Annotated in this window: 16 protein-coding genes; 15 read left to right on the plus strand and 1 reads right to left on the minus strand. The window is 45.0% G+C overall.

The window, feature by feature from the left end:
* Window positions 1-13: 13 nt before the first annotated feature.
* The 4 genes from ANCC_RS04335 to ANCC_RS04350 all read left to right on the plus strand — a co-directional run bounded on the left by ANCC_RS04335 (window position 14) and on the right by ANCC_RS04350 (window position 3351).
* Window positions 14-835 (plus strand): transketolase, encoded by an 822-nt coding sequence (locus ANCC_RS04335; RefSeq protein ID WP_006566542.1) that lies wholly within the window; start codon window positions 14-16, stop codon window positions 833-835.
* A 1-nt stretch (window position 836) separates the two neighbouring features.
* Window positions 837-1775: a transketolase family protein gene (locus ANCC_RS04340; RefSeq protein WP_006566541.1), complete on the plus strand. Its 939-nt coding sequence runs from the start codon at window positions 837-839 to the stop codon at window positions 1773-1775.
* Window positions 1776-2006: 231 nt separating this feature from the next.
* Window positions 2007-2885 carry a ribokinase gene (locus tag ANCC_RS04345; protein ID WP_039946492.1) on the plus strand — a complete coding sequence of 293 codons (879 nt, stop codon included), beginning with the start codon at window positions 2007-2009 and terminating at the stop codon, window positions 2883-2885.
* 94 nt (window positions 2886-2979) lie between these two features.
* Complete coding sequence (locus tag ANCC_RS04350; RefSeq protein WP_006566539.1) at window positions 2980-3351, plus strand: hypothetical protein; 372 nt, start codon at window positions 2980-2982, stop codon at window positions 3349-3351.
* A gap of 97 nt (window positions 3352-3448) precedes the next feature.
* Here the strand turns inward: ANCC_RS04350 and glmS are convergent, their stop codons facing one another.
* Entirely contained in the window at window positions 3449-5269 is a 1821-nt protein-coding gene (gene glmS, locus ANCC_RS04355) for a glutamine--fructose-6-phosphate transaminase (isomerizing) (protein ID WP_006566538.1), read from the minus strand.
* A 544-nt stretch (window positions 5270-5813) separates the two neighbouring features.
* On the opposite strand from glmS, the gene ANCC_RS04360 reads away from it, so the two are divergent.
* The 11 genes from ANCC_RS04360 (at window position 5814) to ANCC_RS04410 (ending at window position 20735) form a co-directional block, all read left to right on the plus strand.
* Window positions 5814-7817, plus strand: a complete 2004-nt coding sequence (locus ANCC_RS04360; RefSeq protein WP_156340665.1) for an LTA synthase family protein — start codon at window positions 5814-5816, stop codon at window positions 7815-7817.
* 133 nt (window positions 7818-7950) lie between these two features.
* Window positions 7951-9237 carry a trigger factor gene (gene tig / locus ANCC_RS04365; protein ID WP_006566534.1) on the plus strand — a complete coding sequence of 429 codons (1287 nt, stop codon included), beginning with the start codon at window positions 7951-7953 and terminating at the stop codon, window positions 9235-9237.
* A gap of 31 nt (window positions 9238-9268) precedes the next feature.
* Window positions 9269-9859, plus strand: a complete 591-nt coding sequence (gene clpP, locus ANCC_RS04370; protein WP_006566533.1) for an ATP-dependent Clp endopeptidase proteolytic subunit ClpP — start codon at window positions 9269-9271, stop codon at window positions 9857-9859.
* Window positions 9860-9881: 22 nt separating this feature from the next.
* Entirely contained in the window at window positions 9882-11183 is a 1302-nt protein-coding gene (clpX, locus tag ANCC_RS04375; protein WP_006566532.1) for an ATP-dependent Clp protease ATP-binding subunit ClpX, read from the plus strand.
* A gap of 103 nt (window positions 11184-11286) precedes the next feature.
* On the plus strand, window positions 11287-13593 hold the full coding sequence (gene lon / locus ANCC_RS04380; RefSeq protein WP_006566531.1) for an endopeptidase La: 2307 nt from the start codon (window positions 11287-11289) through the stop codon (window positions 13591-13593).
* A 33-nt stretch (window positions 13594-13626) separates the two neighbouring features.
* Window positions 13627-14904, plus strand: coding sequence for a bifunctional folylpolyglutamate synthase/dihydrofolate synthase (locus tag ANCC_RS04385; RefSeq protein WP_006566530.1), 1278 nt, complete (start codon window positions 13627-13629; stop codon window positions 14902-14904).
* Window positions 14905-14908: 4 nt separating this feature from the next.
* The gene (locus ANCC_RS04390; protein WP_006566529.1) at window positions 14909-15382 is read left to right on the plus strand and encodes an HD domain-containing protein; all 474 of its coding nucleotides are present in this window, start codon (window positions 14909-14911) and stop codon (window positions 15380-15382) included.
* A gap of 9 nt (window positions 15383-15391) precedes the next feature.
* Window positions 15392-16198 carry a dihydropteroate synthase gene (gene folP, locus ANCC_RS04395; RefSeq protein ID WP_006566528.1) on the plus strand — a complete coding sequence of 269 codons (807 nt, stop codon included), beginning with the start codon at window positions 15392-15394 and terminating at the stop codon, window positions 16196-16198.
* A 13-nt stretch (window positions 16199-16211) separates the two neighbouring features.
* A complete protein-coding gene (gene folK / locus ANCC_RS04400; protein WP_006566527.1) occupies window positions 16212-17039 on the plus strand; it encodes a 2-amino-4-hydroxy-6-hydroxymethyldihydropteridine diphosphokinase in 828 nt (275 codons plus the stop codon).
* Window positions 17036-18166, plus strand: a complete 1131-nt coding sequence (locus tag ANCC_RS04405; protein WP_006566526.1) for a chorismate mutase — start codon at window positions 17036-17038, stop codon at window positions 18164-18166. Before folK ends, ANCC_RS04405 begins: the two co-directional genes overlap by 4 nt.
* A 70-nt stretch (window positions 18167-18236) precedes the next feature.
* The gene (locus ANCC_RS04410) at window positions 18237-20735 is read left to right on the plus strand and encodes an LTA synthase family protein (RefSeq protein ID WP_006566525.1); all 2499 of its coding nucleotides are present in this window, start codon (window positions 18237-18239) and stop codon (window positions 20733-20735) included.
* The last annotated feature ends 83 nt before the right edge of the window (window positions 20736-20818 follow it).

The following is a 20818-nucleotide window of genomic DNA, read 5'->3' on the forward strand; positions in this document are numbered from 1 at the left end:
GTTGGGAGAAAAAATGACAGTGGCAGAATTACAAAAAACAGCCAATGAGATCCGCAAAGGGATCGTTAAAGCGACACACGCTGCAAAATCCGGACATCCGGGCGGATCTTTATCATCCGCAGACATGTTTGCATATTTATATTTTGAAGAGATGAACATTGATCCTAAAAATCCTAAGATGGAAGACAGAGACCGTTTTGTTCTGTCCAAAGGACACGTAGCACCGGGACTCTACTCTACACTTGCAGAGAGAGGATTCTTCCCGAAAGAAGATTTACTCACACTGCGCCATATTGATTCTTATTTACAGGGACACCCTGATATGAAGAAAATCCCTGGGGTTGACATGTCCAGCGGATCTTTGGGACAGGGCATCTCAGCGGCAGTTGGTATGGCCGTGGCTGCAAAGTTACAGGGCAAAGACTACCGCACATATACACTTCTTGGAGATGGAGAGATCCAGGAAGGACAGGTATGGGAAGCTGCCATGAGCGCAGGGTTCAGAAAGCTTGACAACCTTGTTGTCATCGTGGACAACAACGGCCTTCAGATCGACGGAAAAGTTGACGATGTCTGCTCTCCGTATCCGATCGATGCAAAATTTGAGGCATTTAATTTCAATGTGATCAATATTGACGGACATAACTTTGACGAGATTGCCGACGCACTGAAAAAGGCACGGGAGTGCAAAGGAAAACCGACCGCCATCATCATGAAGACAGTCAAGGGAAAAGGCGTATCTTTCATGGAAAACCAGGTTGGATGGCATGGATCTGCTCCGAATGATGAACAGTGTGAACAGGCATTGAATGAATTAGAGAAGGTGGGATGTTAAGATGGCAGATGTAAAGAAAATCGCAACCAGAGAAAGTTATGGAAATGCCCTGGTTGAATTAGGAAAAGAAAATCCAAACGTAGTAGTATTAGATGCCGATCTGGCAGCTGCTACCAAGACAGGCGTGTTTAAAAAGGAATTTCCGGAGCGTCATATTGACTGCGGTATCGCAGAGTGCAACATGGTGGGAATGGGTGCAGGCCTTGCTGCCAGCGGTATGATCCCGTTTGTCAGCACATTTGCAATGTTCGCCGCAGGACGTGCATATGAGCAGGTAAGAAACGGTGTGGGATATCCTCACTTAAATGTAAAGATCGGTGCTACCCACGGCGGTATCTCCGTTGGAGAAGACGGTGCGACTCACCAGTGCTGCGAGGATGTGGCTTTAATGCGCACAATTCCTGGCATGACAGTCATCGTGCCTTCCGATGATGTGGAAGCAAAGGCAGTCGTAAAGGCAGCAGCAGAACTTGACGGACCTGTTTATATGAGATTCGGACGTCTGGCTGTGCCTGTGATCAATGATACAGCAGATTATAAGTTTGAGATCGGAAAAGGCACTGTTTTAAGAGAAGGTACGGATGTGACCATTATTGCAAACGGTCTTTGTGTAGGTGAGAGTCTTGAAGCCGCTGAAAAGCTTGCTGCTGACGGAATCAATGCAAAAGTCATCAACATGGCAACGGTAAAGCCTTTGGATGATGAATTGGTGATCGCTGCCGCAAAAGAGACAGGAAAAGTGGTGACAGTGGAAGAACACTCTGTGATCGGCGGACTTGGAAGCGCAGTATGCGATGTACTGAGCGAGAAAGCACCGACTCCGGTACTGAAACTCGGAGTACAGGACGTATTCGGACACTCAGGACCTGCAGTGGAACTGATCAAAGAATTCGGACTGGACAGCGAAGGAATTTACAAGAGCGTGAAAGCGTTTGTATAACATTTTCCACATGATTTCCGTTCGGCTCTTAGAATGCCTCACTCCAATCATGTAGAAAATGGACGTAATATCTACTGGATAAGTATCCATCAAACAAATGGAACCGTCCAATGATAGTTTTTTTAGACATATCAGGGAAGAGGTCTTTTTATAGATCTCTTCCCTTTTGTTATGTCCCTGCGCGGCAGAAGATGGTATAATAATCCTAACAAATGGGCGGGAGGCGGTTTTATGAAGGTATTAAATTATGGTTCCTTAAATTATGATTTTGTATATCAGGTAGATCACATCACAGCGGCGGGAGAGACACAGGCATCGGAACAAAGAGAAACTTTCTGCGGGGGAAAAGGACTGAACCAGTCCATAGCCCTTGCAAAAGCAGGAGCAAAGGTTTTTCAGGCCGGAACGGTCGGCTCTGACGGACAGATGCTTCTCGACGAACTGAACAGATATGGAGTGGATACCGCTTTTGTGCGAATGATAGAGGGAGAAACCGGACACGCGGTGATACAGGTAGATCGCAATGCTCAAAATGGCATCCTGTTATTCGGAGGAGCAAATATAAAGCAGTCAAAGGAAGAGATAGACAGAACTCTGGATGCGTTTGAAGAGGGGGATTTCCTGCTGATTCAGAATGAAATCAATCTGTTGGATGATTTGATTGACAGTGCATTTGACCGGGGGATGTGTATTGTCTGTAATCCTTCTCCATACAATAAAGCATTGGAAAACTGTGATTTCTCAAAAATTTCTGTCTTTATGCTCAATGAGGTCGAAGGGTTTCAGATGACAGGAAAGAAAGAACCGGGAAAAATATTGGATGTGATGGCCAAACAGTTTCCGAGGGCGGAGGTTGTACTGACTCTTGGGGAAGAGGGAGCGGTCTATCAAAAGGGCTCTGTAAGGGTGAAACAGGATTGTATACCGGTGAAGGTAGTGGATACCACTGCCGCAGGAGACACTTTCACCGGATATTTTATCGCAGGTATTATAAAGGGGATGAGGCCGGCGGACAACTTAAAAAGATGTGCCAAAGCGTCTTCTATTGCTGTATCCAGGAAGGGAGCGGCACCGTCAATACCGACAAAGGACGAAGTTGATATTGTTTGAAGTTTCTGAATATTATCTGTTATGGAAAAATCTGTTGTTTTTCCTCTTATGCCGGAGTATAATGAGATTAATACAAAAGAAGGAGGAACATTGAATGGACAACAATGAATTACTCATACAGATAGAAAAGCTTCTGGACCGCAAACTAGAAGAAAGGATCACTCCATTAGAAAGAAGGCTTGATTCATTAGAAAAAAGATTTGATTCATTAGAACGAAAAGTGCAGTCTATAGATGACAGACTGACCGCAGTGGAGGAAGACTTAATTCCTATCAAGAGAACCTGTCTCCGTGTAGAGAACGATATCATTCCAAAGCTGGATGCCCTCTATGAGGACAGGATTCCGCATGCAGAGTTCAGCAGATTAAGTGACCGTGTGGAGCAAAATACACATATGCTGCTGGTGATGAAGGACGTAATCATTGATCACAGTGGTGAAATACAGCACTTAAAAGAAGTAAAATAGTCTTTGATATTTTCACGGCATACAGCAAAACACCAGCTCATTTTTGAACTGGTGTTTTTTATGTGACAAATTTATGATTCGTGAAACAGCAGTCTGCCTATTCTACGGTTACGGATTTCGCCAGGTTTCTCGGCTGGTCTACATCATTTCCTCTGAATACAGTTACGTGGTATGCAAGCAGCTGCAGTGCCACGGTGACGCCGAAGGTTCCGAATCTGTCATCCACGGAAGGTACCTGGATCAGGTCGTCATAGACACCTTCGTAATCTGACATGTCTTTGTCGGTCACCATGATCACATGGGCTCCGCGGGCTTTGACTTCTTCTACATTGGCCATGATCTTAGGAAGGACATGATCCTGAGTAGCAATAGCGATGATCGGAACTCCTTCCGTCACAAGAGAGATGGTTCCGTGCTTTAATTCTCCTGCATTGTATGCCTCAGAGTTAACATAGGAAATCTCCTTTAATTTCAAAGATCCCTCGCTTGCAATGGCATAATCAAGGCTGCGGCCCAGGAAGAATGCAGAGAAGGTATCTTTAATCTTTTCGGCAATATCTTTGATGTAACTGTCCATTTTCAGGACTTCCGGCACGGTTGCGATCGCTTCCTCAAATTTTTTGCAGTACTCTGATAATTCTGCCTCGGTGAATTTACCGCTCAGTTCAGCAAGTTTCAGTGCGATCAGATAGAAACCTGAACACTGTACAGAGAATGCTTTTGTGCTGGCAACAGCGATTTCCGGACCTGCGTGTGTATATAAAACCTGATCGCTTTCCCTTGCGATGCTGGAACCTTTCACATTGACGATGGAAAGTGTTTTTGAACCCCGTTCGTTTGCAAGGCGCAGAGCAGCCAGGGAGTCAGCAGTTTCTCCGGACTGGGAAACAATGACAACCAATGTATGTTCATCCAGAATAGGATCCATATAGCGGAACTCTGAAGAGAGTTCTACGGTGACAGGAATACGCACCATGGATTCAATCAGATGACGGCCCACTAATCCGGCATGCATTGCAGTACCGCAGGCAGTCACGATCACGCGGCTGATATCTTTGAACAGGTCATCTGAGATCCCATCGGCGCTGAAATCCGCAAGACCATTGTGAAGTCTGGGCATAACAGTGTTTGTCAGTGCCTCCGGCTGGTCATAGATTTCTTTCTGCATAAAGTAATCATATCCGCCTTTTTGAGCAGCAGTAGTATCCCAGTCAACGTGAAGCATTTTCGGTGAAACGATGTTCTGTTCCATATCATAGAGTGTGATACCGTCTTTTTTCATAACTACGATGTGCTCTTCCGGCACGACAAAATAATCTTTAGAGTACTGGAGCAGTGCTACCATATCGGAGGCGATGAAGGCACCGTCTTCTGTGGAGGTTGCTACCAGAGGGCTGGAATTGCGCATGCAGTAGATCTCTCCGGGATGATCTTTAAACATAATACAGAAGCCGTAGGCTCCATCCAATGCTTCATTTGCTTTTTTCATGGCAGCAAACGGGTCTCCCTCATATACAGAATCCAGATAAAGAGCGGCAATTTCAGTGTCAGTCTCAGAGACCGGAGTCCGGCCCTGGGCCTTTAGAGCGATCGCAAGCTCTTTATAATTTTCGATAATTCCGTTGTGGATCAGCGTAATATTTCCTGCTACATGGGGATGCGCGTTGGCGGTAGTCACTCCTCCGTGAGTAGCCCATCGTGTGTGTCCGATCCCGCATGTTCCGCTGCGGTCTTCTGATGACTCTACTTTTTCGCGGAGATTGGAAACCTTTCCGGCTGTTTTAATGATCTTAGTGGAGGAGCCTTCATTGACTGCGATTCCCGCACTGTCATATCCGCGGTATTCAAGCTGTGTCAGGCCTCCTACCAAGATATCTGCTGCCTCAAGTTTCCCTGTAAATCCAATAATTCCACACATGTTGAAATCTCCTTTTTATTTAATTTTATGCGGACACAAAGAAAACGTCGCTTAAAATGTAAAAGCGATGAAGTGTCCTTCTATTTAAATGTTCTTTTGTGTGGTTTTTATATCTTTGGCTGTACAGCCTTTGTTCTGCGATTACTCACAGTTTTTTTCTGTACATCACGTGTCCAAAGCCACGGGAAAGCATCCGCCGAATCTTCGATCACTTTCCACCTCGTTAACCTTCTGATCTTCGTTATCTGTTCGATAAGTCAGGTTCCGTGCCAGAAGGTGCATGGCGCTTAAAACTGTTCTGCTCCTTTCTTTATATAAACTAGAAACTTTACAAAAAACCATAAGAAAAGTTTCCTAGAGCATCGTATCATGGATACAGAAAACTGTCAATCTGGGCAGAGCATTTAAGAAATTTTTCACAATTAAAGTATAGATACTTTGGAATGACAGTGTTATAATACACTGTATGACTTTTTGCAAATAAGAAATCTCCGAGTTTTTCGGGGCCTTTTTTGAAAGACAGAATCAAAGTAAGGAGAGTATCATGAAATCTTTGGTAAAGAATATAGTAAGGCAGATTGGGAAGTGGATCGAGAAGGTTCCTGTTCTGTGCAATATTGTGCTGGCATTTGGCATGGCATTTTTACTGGAAGTTCTCGGGCGCCAGACATTTGACCAGGGAGTATTCGGCTTTGTCAATGACAGGACCAAGATGTTTCTGTACAGCGCATTCATCATTTTTGTCACTTATTCTGTGGTATTGATCGTGAAGCGAAGGCTGTTTACCTACATTATAGTGACATTGGTCTGGTCAGTCATCGGGATCGTCAATTTTCTGATGCTCAGTGCCAGAAATACTCCATTCACGTATGTAGACGTCACACTGATGAAATCTGTACTTCCGGTCATGACCAACTATTATTCGCCGTCAGCCATCGTCTTTATGGGTGCACTTATTTTAATCGTACTGGTGCTGCTCGTTGTAGGATTTCTGTATCTGCCCAAAAAACAGAATCTGCAGTATAAGAGGAATATCCTTGCGGTTGCTGTTATTTTTGCGGCATTCGGAGGGACAACTGTATATGGTTTCAGGAGCAATATGCTCACAGACAGGATCGGCAACATCCGGATTGCCTATGGAGATTACGGGACACCGTATTGCTTTTCAATTACTGCCTTGAAAAATGGGATTGATAAACCGTCCAACTATTCAGAAGATAAAATTGACCAGATTGAGCAAAAGACCAAACAGGCGCAGGATAAGAAAAAGGGCAGAGTCAGGAAGCCGAATATTATTTTTGTACAGCTGGAGTCACACTTTGATATCACCCAGGTAAAAGGAGTGAAGTTCAATCAGGACCCGCTTCCTAATTTCCACAAATATATGAAGGGATACTCTTCTGGACAGCTGAGCATGCCGTCTTACGGTGCCGGGACTGCCAATTCCGAATTTGAGGCGATTACAGGCATGAACCTGGATCATTTCGGAGCGGCGGAATACCCTTACAAAACTGTCCTGCAGTCGACTACCACAGAGAGCATGGCCACATTGCTGAAGGAAAATGGTTATACTGCGCATGCTATCCACAACAACAGTGCCGCCTTCTATGACAGGGATCTGGTTTTCTCCCAGCTGGGGTTTGACACCTTCACCTCCAAAGAATGTATGAATATCAAAAAGTGGACAGAAAACGGATGGGCCAAGGATACGATACTCACAGGCTGTATTCTGAACGCTTTGGATTCTACAAAGGGACAAGACTATATCTATACAATTTCTGTCCAGGGGCACGGAGATTATCCTAAGACAGAGATTATTGAAAATCCAAAGATCAAGGTCGTAGGCGGAATCAAAGATGAGGCTTTAAAGAACAAATATACCTACTATGCCAATCAGGTATACCAGATGGACCAGTTTGTGGGAGATCTGGTGAGTGCACTGAAAAAACGGGGTGAAGATACGGTTCTTGTGATGTATGGCGACCATCTTCCTAGTCTTGAGGTAGACGATAAAGATCTGACCTACGGGAATAAATATGAGACAAGCTATTTTATCTGGGATAACATGGGACTGAAAAAGAAGGACGGAGTGATCGAAGCTTATCAGCTCGGTTCCGATATCCTTGCTAAGCTGAACATCAAAAACGGTGTCATGAACAGTTTTCACCAGACCCGGCAGGGCACGAAAAATTACCAGAAGGATATGAAGACACTGCAGTATGATATGCTTTACGGCAAGCAGTATGTCTGGGATCAAAAAAATCCATTTCAGGCGACAGATATCTCGTTTGGCATTAAAAAAGTCAATGTGACAAAAGCTTATGAGACTGAGAACAGTATATTTATAGAAGGAAATAACTTCACAAACTTCTGCCAGGTGTATGTGGATGAGACGAAGATCAATACGACATTCCACAACGAACATCTGTTGGAAGTATCCAAAAAGGATCTGAAGAAGGGAGATGCATTTACGGTGAAAATCGTGAGCAAGGCTCCGAGAATTCTTCAGACATCCGGTGAATATGTCTATCAGGGAGTAAAGCAGTAGGAAGGCTTCATTTGACAGAAATGGCGTAAAATCTGTATTTTCAGTCGACAGGTCGGAAACGTCATGGTATAATGACTTAATGTTTGTATAAAACTACAACAAAGATAATGATATTTTAGGAGGATTTGTAAGAATGGGATTACAAGTTGAAAAGTTAGACAATAATATGGTAAAAGTGACGATTGAGGTAGAGCCTGAAAAATTAGATGCAGCGATCAAAAAAGCATATAATAAGAAGAAATCACAGTTCAGCGTACCTGGATTCAGAAAAGGAAAAGTACCTCAAAACTTTATTGAAAAAGCATATGGAGTAGAAGTTTTTTACGAGGATGCCGCGAATATTTTGATTCCTGAAGCATACAGTGAATCAATGAAAGATTCTGACCTGGATATTGTTTCCAGACCTGATATCGACGTAGTTCAGTTAGAAAAAGGGAAACCGTTTATTTTTACAGCCGAGATTGCGGTTAAACCGGAAGTGACTCTTGGAGAATATAAAGGACTGGAAGTCGAAGAAAAGAAAATCCGCGTAACAAAAGAAGAAATTGAAGAGCAGCTGAAGAAGGAACAGGAAGCAAATGCCAGGGAGATTACAGTAGAGGACCGCCCGGTCAAAGACGGAGACATCACTCTGATTGATTACTCAGGATCTGTTGACGGTGAAAAGTTTGAAGGAGGAACGGCTGAAGACCAGACTCTGGTTATCGGATCAGGTACCTTTATTGAAGGATTTGAGGAGCAGCTGATCGGCAAAAATATCGGTGATGAAATCGAAGTCAACGTAACGTTCCCGGAACAGTACCATGCACCGGAACTGGCAGGAAAACCGGCTGTTTTTGAAGTGAAAATCAAAGGAATTAAAGAAAAAGAACTTCCGGAATTAGACGATGAATTTGCATCTGAAGTTTCCGAGTTTGAGACTCTGGAAGACTACAAGAAAGAAATCAAGAAAAATATTAAGGCACAGAAGGAAGAAGCTGCCAAGACAGAAAAAGAAAATGCATTGGTTGACCAGGCAGTGGAGAATGCATCCATGGACATCCCTGATGCCATGATCGAAGAGCAGGTACAGCAGATGGCAGACGAGTTCTCACAGAGACTCAGCTACCAGGGACTTAACATGGAACAGTACCTTCAGTATACAGGGAGCGATGCTCAGAAGTTTGCGGAAGAGTTAAAGCCTCAGGCATTAAAGAGAATCCAGACCCGTCTTGTATTAGAGGCGATCGCTGCGGCAGAAAGTATCGAGGCCAGTGAAGAAGACTTTAAGAAAGAATTAGAAAAAATGGCTGGTATGTATCAGATGGAAACAGAACAGTTAGAGAAGATGGTACAGGGAAGCCAGAAGGAACAGATGATGGATGATATTGCTGTTCAGAAGGCAGTAGATTTCCTGATCAGTTCCTGCCAGACAAAATAATTGAAAGATAGAAAACCGGGAGGAATTTAAGATGAGTTTAGTACCTTATGTCATTGAACAAACAAGCCGCGGGGAGCGTTCTTATGACATTTATTCCCGCTTATTAAAAGAAAGAATCATCTTCCTGGGAGAAGAAGTTACCGATGTTTCAGCAAGCCTGATTGTATCCCAGCTTCTTTTTCTGGAAGCAGAAGACCCGGAGAAGGATATCAGCCTGTATATCAACAGTCCGGGGGGATCTGTCACAGCAGGCATGGCCATCTATGACACGATGAATTTCATCAAGTGTGATGTGTCTACGATCTGCATGGGTATGGCAGCCAGCATGGGATCTTTCCTGCTTTCAGGGGGAGCAAAAGGAAAGCGTATGGCGCTGCCGAATGCCGAGATCATGATCCACCAGCCGATGGGCGGAGCTCAGGGTCAGGCAACAGAGATCCAGATTGCCGCAGAGCATATTTTACAGACGAAGAAGCGCTTAAACCGCATTTTAAGTGAAAATACAGGAAAACCATTAGAAGTCATCGAACGGGATACGGACCGTGACAACTGGCTGACTGCAGAGGAAGCTGTGGAGTACGGACTGATTGATGCCGTCTTTGACAAGAAGAGGGAATCATAATTAGAAAGAGCGAGGTAATTCTATGGTAAATCACAGCGATGACAAAAAGCAGCTTCGTTGCTCTTTTTGCAATAAGACCCAGGACCAGGTGAGAAAACTGATCGCAGGGCCGAAGGCAAAAGGCGTCTATATATGTGATGAATGTATTGAGGTCTGTGCGGATATCATTGCAGAGGAATTTGAGCAGTATATTGATGATACAGAGATCCATTTAAATAAACCGAAAGAAATCAAAGCATTTTTGGACGATTATGTGATCGGACAGGACGAGGCCAAGAAAGTGCTGTCTGTAGCAGTCTATAATCACTACAAGAGGATCCTTCTGGGAGATTCCTCAGATATTGATCTTCAGAAGAGCAATATTATAATGCTTGGGCCAACGGGATCAGGAAAAACGCTGCTTGCCCAGACATTGGCAAAGATGCTCAACGTTCCGTTTGCCATCGCAGACGCTACGGCGCTGACTGAAGCCGGCTATGTGGGAGAGGATGTGGAGAATATTCTCTTAAAGATTATCCAGGCGGCAGACTATGACATCGAACGGGCACAGTGCGGGATTATTTATATTGACGAGATTGATAAGATTACAAGAAAGTCAGAAAACACCTCTATCACCAGAGATGTCTCCGGGGAAGGCGTGCAGCAGGCTTTATTAAAGATCATCGAGGGTACGGTAGCCTCTGTTCCGCCGCAGGGAGGACGGAAGCATCCGCACCAGGAGTTTATACAGATTGATACAACCAATATCCTGTTTATCTGTGGAGGAGCTTTTGACGGGCTGGAGAAGATTATTGAATCCAGAATCGGACAGAAGTCTATCGGATTCAATGCAGAAATTGGAAATGGACAGAAAGAAGACATCGGAAGTCTGCTTCAGCAGGTTCTGCCCGAAGACTTCGTAAAATTTGGTCTGATTCCTGAGTTCATCGGAAGAGTTCCAGTGAATGTATCCTTAAATCCTCTGGACAGAGAAGCGCTTGTGCGCATACTGAAAGAACCGAAGAGCGCACTGGTGAAACAGTATCAGAAGCTGTTTGAACTCGACGGAGTAGACCTGGAATTTGAAGATGGTGCTTTGGAAGCGATTGCAGAGAAGGCCATGGAGAGAAAGACAGGAGCCAGGGGGTTAAGGGCCATCATGGAAGGCGTCATCATGGATCTGATGTATCAGGTGCCTTCTGACGAGAAAGTGTCCAAATGCGTGATCACCAGAGGCGTTGTAGAATCTTCGGAAGAGCCGGTGATCGAGAGGTCTGATGACAGATCAAAGAGGACGTCAGGCGTAAAAAAAAGAACGAAGAAGAGCAATGGCGAGATAGCATAAGACATCCGGCCCAAAGTCAACAAACTGCTTTAATACAAGAATTTCTTGCTATTGAGGCAGTTTTTTTGGCATAAATAACGATATAACAACGAAGGAGAAACAGATGAAAAAAGTATTACCGATGCTTGCGCTGAGAGGGAAATACATATATCCGAATTCGGTGATTCATTTTGATGTCTCACGGAGTAAATCGGTGCGCGCGATCGAGGAAGCCATGCAGAACGATCAGATGATTTTTTTGGATAATCAGATCGATCCGGCGATGGAAGATCCTAAATCTTACGACCTCTACCAGATCGGGACATTGGCGAGAATCCGCCAGGTAGTAAAACTGCCTCAAAATATTATCCGGGTTTTCGCCGAGGGCATGTTCCGGGCTGAAATTCTGGAAGTCTGTGAGGAAGAACCGATATTCCGGGTGGAAGCGGCTTATCAGCATACAGAGCAGCAGGAATTTGAACAGGATGAGAAGGAGGCGGTATTCAGAGCCTTAAAAGAAAGTTTTGAAAAATATACCGGGGTTTGGAATCAGATGGACCCTAATGTATACAGTTATATCCTCATGCAGACAGATCTGGAAGTGTTTGTGGACCATTTGGCAACCCATCTTCCGTTTTCTCTTCAGAACAAACAAAAACTTCTGGAAGAGATGGACTTAAAACGGAGATGTGAGCTGATGCTTGTGCTTCTGGAACAGGAACTGCGTCTCGCCTATTTGAGGCTGGACATTCAGGAGAAGGTTAAAGAGAATATTGACGACAATCAGCGTGAATATATGCTGAGGGAACAGCTCAAGGTGATCCGGGAAGAACTTGGAGAGACCAATATCGCAGATGAAGCCGATGAGTTCCTGCGCAGTCTTTCTGAAATGGAAGCCGGCGAAGAGGTGAAGGACAAGATAAAGAAAGAAATCTCCCGGTTCCAGGCTATGGGAAACAGTGCCGCCGAGAGCGCGGTGCTCAGAACTTACATCGAGATTATGCTGGATGTGCCGTGGGAAAAGCTTTCGGAAGATTCCATGGATCTGGAAGAAGCAGAAAAGATTCTGGAAGCAGATCACTATGGACTGAAGAAAGTGAAGGAGCGGGTTCTGGAATATCTGGCGGCAAGGGCCATGAGCCAGAAGAAGGACGCGGCTATCCTCTGCCTTGTGGGCCCTCCGGGAACGGGGAAAACATCCATCGCAAGGTCGATTGCCAGGGCTACCCACAAAGAATATGTGAGATTATCACTGGGAGGCGTCAGAGACGAGTCCGAGATCCGGGGGCACAGGAAGACTTACGTGGGAGCTATGCCGGGAAGGATCGTGGCAGCGATCCGTCAGGCTAAAGTACGCAACCCGCTGATGCTTCTGGATGAAGTGGATAAGGTGGGAAAGGACCAGAGAGGAGATACGGCATCGGCGCTCCTGGAAGTCCTGGACGGAGAGCAGAACGAACATTTCCGGGATCATTATCTGGAAGTGCCGCTGGATTTAAGTGATGTACTGTTCATCGCCACGGCAAATGATCTTTCCACGATCCCAAAACCGCTTTTAGACCGGATGGAGGTCATAGAAGTTTCCAGTTACTCTGAAAACGAGAAATTTCACATCGCCAAAAATTATCTGGTAAAAAAGCAGATGGAAGCCAACGGGCTGACTCCGAAGGAAATTGTCTGGAAGGACGATGCTCTCAGGCTGCTGATCGACAGTTATACGAGAGAAGCGGGTGTGAGAAGCCTGGAGAGAACCATTGGAAATGTTTCCCGAAAGATTACAAAAGACATTTATCAGGGAAAGAAGAAAAAAGTGACGGTGACGAAAAAAGCAGTCCGGGATTATCTGGGAACGGCTCCGTATGAACTGGAAAAAGAAAATTTGAAGGACGAGGTGGGAATCGTGCACGGACTGGCATGGACCAGTGTCGGAGGCGTCATGCTCAACGTGGAAGTAAACACAATGCCGGGGAAGGGCAAGTTTACCGTCACAGGATCTCTTGGTGATGTGATGAAGGAATCGGCCCAGGCTGCAGTCAGCTATATCCGGAGCAAGAGCGGCAAATATAAGATCAAGGATGATTTCTTTGAATCTCACGATATCCACATTCACATTCCGGAAGGTGCGGTGCCAAAAGACGGACCGTCTGCCGGAATTACCATGACTCTTGCCCTCATCTCGGCGATCACGGGAAGAAAAGTCCAGGGAACTGTGGCAATGACCGGAGAGGTGACGATCAGAGGACAGGTATTGGCAATCGGGGGACTGAAAGAAAAAATGCTGGCTGCAAAACGCGCGGGCATGACAAAAGTACTTGTGCCAAAGGCCAATGAAAAAGATGTCAGGGAATTTGATACAGAGATTACAGAAAATATCGAGATCGTATATGTGAAAAAGATTGAGGACGTCATAAGGGAGGCTCTTCTTTCTTAACAGAAAAAGAGATGAGACAGGGAGGCAGCTAACATGAACTATCAGGCGACAATGGAATTTATTGGACGAGCCAATAAGTTTGGAAGTATTTTAGGACTTGACAATATCAGGGAATTGTTAAACCGTCTCGGGAATCCCCAGGACCGGCTGAAGATCGTTCATATAGCAGGAACTAACGGAAAAGGTTCTACCCTGGCGTTTCTTGCGTCGGTATTCAAAGAGCAGGGTTATGAAGCAGGGCGGTATGTGTCTCCTGCTTCTTTCTGCTATGAAGAAAAGTTCCGTATTAACGATGAGATCATCACAAAGGAAGATCTCTGCTTTTATATGGAGAAAATAAAAAAAACAGCGGAGGAGATGGTCAGGGACGGAAAAGAGCATCCGACAGTCTTCGAAATGGAGACTGCCCTTTCATTTCTTTATTTTCTCGATAAAAAAGTGGACGCAGTCCTTCTGGAAACAGGGCTTGGGGGACGACTGGATGCAACAAACGTGATAAAGCACCCGATCTGTACAGTCATTGCATCGATCGGCTATGACCATACCCAGTATCTGGGCAGCACGATTCAGGAGATCGCAGGTGAGAAGGCAGGTATCCTGAAAAAAGGATGTCCTGCCGTTTCTTACGATAATACTTCTGAGGCCAGGGAAGTGATAGAGAAGGCTGCAGAAGAAAAAAACGTGCCTCTCATCTTCGCAGACACAAGCCGTGTCACCATCTTATCCGAGAACTTAGAGGGCTCAGTATTTTCTTATGTCTGTGCAGATGGAACAGAGTACCGGAATATGGAAATCGGTATGCTTGGGGAGCACCAGATCTTTAATGCCGCAGCCGCTCTGGAGACCATTCAAATCTTAAAAAAATCTTATATTTTTCGGCAGGATTCCATAAGAAAAGGATTTAAAAAAGCCAGGTGGGATGGCCGATTACAGCGTATTTCCGCGGTTCCTGCGGCTTTCTGCGACGGAGCTCACAACCCGGACGGAGCCCAGAAGCTTTTACAGTTCCTTCAAAAGAATTTTACAAATAAAAAAATAATCTATATAATGGGAGTATTGTCGGATAAAGATTATCCGCAGATGCTTGAAATCATGTCTTCAATGTCAGATGAAATCTACACGGTGACACCAGAAGGTGACCGTGCCCTGCCTTCGGGGGTATTAGCCGAAGCAGCCCGTCCGTTTTACCGGAAAGTGACCGAGGGAGGGAGTCTTGGAGAATGTTATCAGCAGGTTAAGAAGGAATGCGGACAGGACGATGTTATTGTCGTGTTCGGAACTTTATCATTTTTAAAAGAACTGAGAGGTTAGAGCAGTGAAGCGGCTTTTATATATCACGAATCATCCGGAATATCAGAATGCTTACCGGCAGATTCAGGATGCGGAGAAAGAAAGGGCCTTCTGTCTTCACGACACCGGGCACTTTCTGGCGGTTTCCAGAATTGCTTATATCCTTGTACTTGAAGAACGGCTGGGTGTAAAGAAAGATGTGATCTATGCCGCAGGTTTTCTGCACGATATCGGAAGGGGAAAGCAGTATGCAGAGGGGATTCCCCATGAGGAAGCAGGCATTAGGGTCGCCACGGATATTTTGTCTGAGTCCCCATATACCACAGAGGAGCGGAACACCATTCTGCTTTTATTAAGGTCCCACAGAAGGCCGGACAGTGATAAGCTTTCCTGCCTTTTTGGCCGGGCAGACAAGCTCTCCAGGGACTGCTGCAACTGTAAGGCGAGAGAAGAATGCTATTGGCCGGAAGAGAAGAAAAACAACATATATCGGTATTAGGAGCTGGACATGAAGATAGGAAAAAGACAATTTGATATGAAAAACCATGGATATATTATGGGGATACTCAATGTGACTCCGGACTCTTTTTCGGATGGAGGAAGATACACCCGTCTGGATGCGGCTCTGAAGCATGCGGAGCAAATGCTCGGCGAAGGGGCGGATATCATCGATGTCGGAGGGGAATCCACCCGCCCGGGACATGAAAAGATCACCGTGGATGAAGAGATCGAGAGGACAGCTCCGGTGATTGAGGCACTGAAAAGAGAGTTTGATCCGGTCATTTCCCTGGATACATACAAGTGGCAGGTGGCTGAGGAAGGCATCCGTGCAGGCGCCGATATGATCAACGACATATGGGGACTCAAGTGGGACGGGAAAATGGCTCCGCTGCTGGCCAGGGAAGGCCTTCCGGCCTGCCTTATGCATAACCGGAAGAATACAGATTACAAGAATTTTTTGAGTGATGTGATAAAGGACCTCAGGGAGACTATGCAGACTGCCGGGGAGGCCGGCATGCGGAAAGAACAGATACTGCTGGACCCGGGCATTGGATTTGCAAAGACTTTGGAACAAAATTTGATGCTCATGAACCATTTGGAACTTCTTCTTGAGTTTCAGGTGCCGGTACTGCTCGGTACATCCAGAAAATCTATGATCGGATTTACTCTGGATCTGCCGGCAGATGAGAGGACAGAGGGTACTGTGGCCACTACGGTGAGCGGATATATGAAAGGCTGCCGGATGTTCCGGGTTCATGACGTTAAGGAAAACAGGCGCGCCCTCACTATGATCGAGGCAATCTGCCGTTATTAAAGGAGCGGGGAAGATGGATCAGATTATTATAAAAGAGCTGGAGCTTTACAGCAATCACGGCGTATATAAAGAAGAAAAAGTCCTGGGACAGAAATTTCTTGTGTCCGCAGTACTGTATACAGATACAAAACGGGCCGGCAAGAGTGATAAAATAGAATACTCCGTCAACTACGGGGAAGTATGCCATCGGATTCGGGAGATCATGGAGGGAAATACCTTTGACCTGATCGAACGGGTGGCGGAAACGATTGCAGAGCGGCTTCTGATAGAATTTGACCTGATCAGGAAGACAGAGGTGGAAGTCAAAAAACCCTGGGCTCCGATCGGGCTGCCGATCCAGAGTGTCTCTGTCAGAATTGAGCGGCAGTGGCACCGGGCATATATTGGGATAGGTTCCAATATGGGGGACCGGATGAAGTATATAAACGAAGCAGTAAAACAGATGAAACAGGAAGATGATCTCAGGCTGATCTGTGTGTCAGACCTTGCAGAGACAGAACCTTACGGATATACGGAGCAGGATAAATTTATCAACGGATGTATCGGGATCGATACATTGAAGACACCTGAGGAACTCCTCGAATATTTGCAGGGACTGGAAAATAATGCGGGCAGAGAACGGATTGTACATTGGGGACCAAGGACACTGGATCTGGATATTTTGCTGTATGATGACATCGTGATTCATGGAGATCATTTGACGATACCTCATCCAGAGATTCCGAAACGAAGTTTTGTTTTGGAGCCTCTCGTACAGATAGCACCCTATGAGAGGCATCCTGTCTTGAACAAGACGATCCTGGAGTTAAAAGATGCTTTGGAGGAAAAGGAAGAAAAATGAGAGATTTACTTGACATAAGAAAGGACATAGACCGGATAGACCGGAAGATTGTCCGCCTGTTTGAAGAGCGGATGCATTGTTCCGAGGAGGTTGCAGAGTATAAAAAAGGAACAGGCAAGCCGATTTATGACAGAGATAGGGAACAGGAGAAGATAGAGGCGCTAACAGGCGAAGTCGAACCGGAGTTTTTAAAGAAGGGAACAGAGGAACTCTTTTTACAGCTTATGTCCATCGGGCGCAGATACCAGTACAGTCTCCTGTCGGAAGAAGACAGCTACGTGCGGAAAATGTTTAAAGAGGTGGATAAACTGGAGATCAACCGAGATACAAAAGTTGTATATCAGGGGATTCCCGGAGCGTATCAGGAACAGGCCATGGTGCAGTTTTTTGGAGAAAATATCAGCCATTTTACAGCCGATGAATTTAAAGATGTGGTCGTGGCAGTGGATGAGGGAAAGGCAGATTACGGAATTCTGCCCATCGAAAATACCTCCGCAGGCACTGTGAGCGGCATCTATGATCTGCTCCTGAATCATGACGTATGTGTAGTCGGGGAAGAGACGGTAGAGTGCAATCATGCCCTTGTAGGCATTAAGGGAACAGATCTTTCCAAGGTGACCAAGGTATATTCACATCCCCAGGGGCTGATGCAGTGCAAGCAATTTTTAGACGAGACCGGCTGGGATCAGGTTCGCATAAGGAACACTGCCGTTGCGGCCAAAAAAGTTGCGGATGACAATGACCCGACCAAGGTTGCGATTTCCAGCGAGCGGGCGGCTAAGCTCTATGGACTGGAGGTGCTGAAGCGCAAGGTGAATTACGAAGGAAATAACTGCACCCGTTTTGTGGTTATGTCCAAGAAAAAGCAGTACCGGAGAGATGCCGGGAAGGTAAGCATCAGTTTTTCTCTTCCGCATGAGACGGGATCTCTTTATAACATTCTTGCACATTTTATGTTCAATGATGTCAGTATGACGAATATTGAATCCAGACCGCTTCCGAACAGGCAGTGGGAATATGGATTTTATATAGATGTGGCCGGAAACTTAAATGAACCGGGCATACGCAATGCTCTGACCGGCATCCGGGCGGAGGTAAAGGACTTTAAAATACTTGGAAATTTTTAAGGACACTGAAGAGAGGGGCAGGCTTTAAAAACAGCCGTTTAAAAAATACAAAATTAGGTGGGAAGAAAACATGAACAGTAAATCAAATGGTTTGAAAGACAAACTGGGAAAAATCCATAGCTTTATTCACAAGTTTGGAAAATACTTTATTATTGCGTGTCTGATCTTATTCTGTGTGCTGTGTATTAAGAATAAAGATCAGTTTGCGGAACGGGTAGCTAAGGGCGTACCGGAAAGCGGCATGGAGAAGATCGCGATTGCAGACGGGGATACGATTAAGCAGGAATTTAAAGCTAATTTTACTTCGGCAGAAAGAATTGACTTCCGTGTGGGGAGAAACTATGGAGATGCAAGACCGGGAAGCATTGATCTGACGATAAAAGATTCAAAAGGTAATGTTGTATTTCATATCACCCCAACGATGGAGGAAGTTGACGGAAGGGCTGAAGTCAAATCCACTATGCGCCGCAGAGAGCTTCATGACGACCGCTGGTACAAAGTTGTCGTGAATCAGAAGCTTGAAAAGGGAGAAACTTATACCTACGAAATTAAAGGAATCGGAATTAACAAGAAAGATCCTCTGTATATTTACATTTCAAAGGATATGGGTTCTGTTTTCCAGCCTCTTGTAAAGAATAACAAGACACAGGATATCCGTCTCTGTGCAAGGGTTTGGACAACCCAGATTGACATGTGGGCCATCGGTTTGACGATTGCCATTGCCGTAGGATTGATTGTACTTTTACTGGTTCAGCTGAATATTCCTGAAAAATGGAATAAATGGCTCACATGGGCCTTATTTATTGTGAATCCGTGGCTGGCCTTTTATATGGTCGAAAAGGTATTTTACAATCCAATCAGTGTCATGGGTATTCTGTCCTATGCCTTGAATGTCATATGGTTCTATATCATCTTTGCAATACTGCTTCTGATCTTTAACCGGGTCAAATATGCAGTTATTGTGGGGAATCTGCTCTTATACGGATGTGCGGTTGGAAACTACTTCGTCATGCAGTTCAGAGGCACACCGATCACACCGGCGGATATATGGGCGCTCGGTACTGCTATGGACGTTGCGGATCACTATACTCTGTCCTATGATAAAGCAGCCATTGTTGCTACAATTATTTGTTTGGGACTGTGCATCATAGCATGGAAACTGGATACTATCAAGGCGTTTCGGTGGAAGCACCGTCTGGCGGTATTGGCCGTTGTAGTTGTGGCAACACTGGGACAGAGTTTCTTCTGCACCAGGGTGAACTTTTTAGAAGCACATAACGTAAAGGTAGAATTTTTCAATCAGAAAAAGGGATATAAACGAAACGGCTTTGTCTTAAGCTTCCTTCTGAATGTACAGTATCTTCTTGGGACGGAACCGGAAGGATACAGTGTGGATAAGGTAAAAGACATTGCCAAAAATTATGAGGTGACAACCGGACAGAACAAGAATCTGAAGCAGAAACCAAATGTGGTCGTCATCATGAACGAGACATTTTCTGATCTGAATGTGGTCAACAAGATCAAGACAAATAAAGAAGTGATGCCTTATATCAATTCTATGAAAGAAAATACAATCAAGGGTGATATGCTGGTATCTGTATTCGGAGGCGGAACAAGCAACTCCGAGTATGAGTTCCTCACAGGAAACTCAGTATCTTCTCTTCCGCTGAACGGAAATGCATATACCCAGTTTGTAAAACACGAAGTGCCGAGTCTTGCTACCCAGTTAAAAGAACAGGGATATGACACGACCGCATTCCACCCTTATAAGCCGAATGCATGGAACAGACAGAGCGTGTATCCGCTGCTTGGATTCGACAACTTCCTGGATGAGTCATCGCTGGATGAATCCAAAGTCAGGAGAATCAGAGGATGGGTCAGCGACGAGTCAGATTATGACAAGATCATAGAGACATTCGAGAACAGAAAATCAGATAATCCTCTGTTTATGTTTAATGTAACAATTCAGAACCACGGCGGATATCTGCTTCCGGACGATAACTTCAAGCAGGAAATTACGATTGAAGACGAGAAGAAGACAGAACCCGCAGAGCGTTATCTGTCTCTGATCCATGAATCCGACCGGGCATTTAAGAAGCTGATCGATTACTTTAAGGAGCAGAAAGAACCGACCATCGTTGTGATGTTCGGAGACCATCAGCCAAAACTGGAAGACGAGTTCTATGAGCTTCTCTACGGAAAGGACTTAAACAGCCTGAACATCAAGGAGATGCAGAAGAAATTTACTGTTCCGTTTGTTATCTGGGCAAACTATGATATCAAAGAACAGGAAAATGTAAAACTTACCAGTGCCAACTATCTGTCCACGCTGATGCTGAAACAGACAAATTTAAAAATGACTCCGTATAATCAGTATCTGGAAGAACTGGAGAAACAGATTCCGGCAATCAATGCCAACGGATATGTGACAAAAGACGGTAAAAATGTTGCGACCCAGGATGAGGAAGATAAAGATAAATGGCTGACAAACTATCAGTATCTGCAGTACAATTCCCTGCTGGACTATAAACACCGCGTAGATTCCTTCTTTTCTGTGAAAGAAAAGTAGGAATCTCCATGCGGATTCTTGACACATGGGACAAAACAATATAATATTAAAATGTTGTTCGCTTTATGCAAAAGAAAATGGCG

Source organism: Anaerostipes caccae L1-92, assembly GCF_014467075.1.
Classification (GTDB): domain Bacteria; phylum Bacillota; class Clostridia; order Lachnospirales; family Lachnospiraceae; genus Anaerostipes; species Anaerostipes caccae.

Bases quoted from the DNA above. Each gene is read 5' to 3' on its own strand.
- ANCC_RS04335 (WP_006566542.1), top strand. From the start codon at position 14: ATGACAGTGGCAGAATTACAAAAAACAGCCAATGAGATCCGCAAAGGG.
- ANCC_RS04340 (WP_006566541.1), top strand. From the start codon at position 837: ATGGCAGATGTAAAGAAAATCGCAACCAGAGAAAGTTATGGAAATGCC.
- ANCC_RS04345 (WP_039946492.1), top strand. From the start codon at position 2,007: ATGAAGGTATTAAATTATGGTTCCTTAAATTATGATTTTGTATATCAG.
- ANCC_RS04350 (WP_006566539.1), top strand. From the start codon at position 2,980: ATGGACAACAATGAATTACTCATACAGATAGAAAAGCTTCTGGACCGC.
- glmS (WP_006566538.1), bottom strand. From the start codon at position 5,269: ATGTGTGGAATTATTGGATTTACAGGGAAACTTGAGGCAGCAGATATC.
- ANCC_RS04360 (WP_156340665.1), top strand. From the start codon at position 5,814: ATGAAATCTTTGGTAAAGAATATAGTAAGGCAGATTGGGAAGTGGATC.
- tig (WP_006566534.1), top strand. From the start codon at position 7,951: ATGGGATTACAAGTTGAAAAGTTAGACAATAATATGGTAAAAGTGACG.
- clpP (WP_006566533.1), top strand. From the start codon at position 9,269: ATGAGTTTAGTACCTTATGTCATTGAACAAACAAGCCGCGGGGAGCGT.
- clpX (WP_006566532.1), top strand. From the start codon at position 9,882: ATGGTAAATCACAGCGATGACAAAAAGCAGCTTCGTTGCTCTTTTTGC.
- lon (WP_006566531.1), top strand. From the start codon at position 11,287: ATGAAAAAAGTATTACCGATGCTTGCGCTGAGAGGGAAATACATATAT.
- ANCC_RS04385 (WP_006566530.1), top strand. From the start codon at position 13,627: ATGAACTATCAGGCGACAATGGAATTTATTGGACGAGCCAATAAGTTT.
- folP (WP_006566528.1), top strand. From the start codon at position 15,392: ATGAAGATAGGAAAAAGACAATTTGATATGAAAAACCATGGATATATT.
- folK (WP_006566527.1), top strand. From the start codon at position 16,212: ATGGATCAGATTATTATAAAAGAGCTGGAGCTTTACAGCAATCACGGC.
- ANCC_RS04405 (WP_006566526.1), top strand. From the start codon at position 17,036: ATGAGAGATTTACTTGACATAAGAAAGGACATAGACCGGATAGACCGG.
- ANCC_RS04410 (WP_006566525.1), top strand. From the start codon at position 18,237: ATGAACAGTAAATCAAATGGTTTGAAAGACAAACTGGGAAAAATCCAT.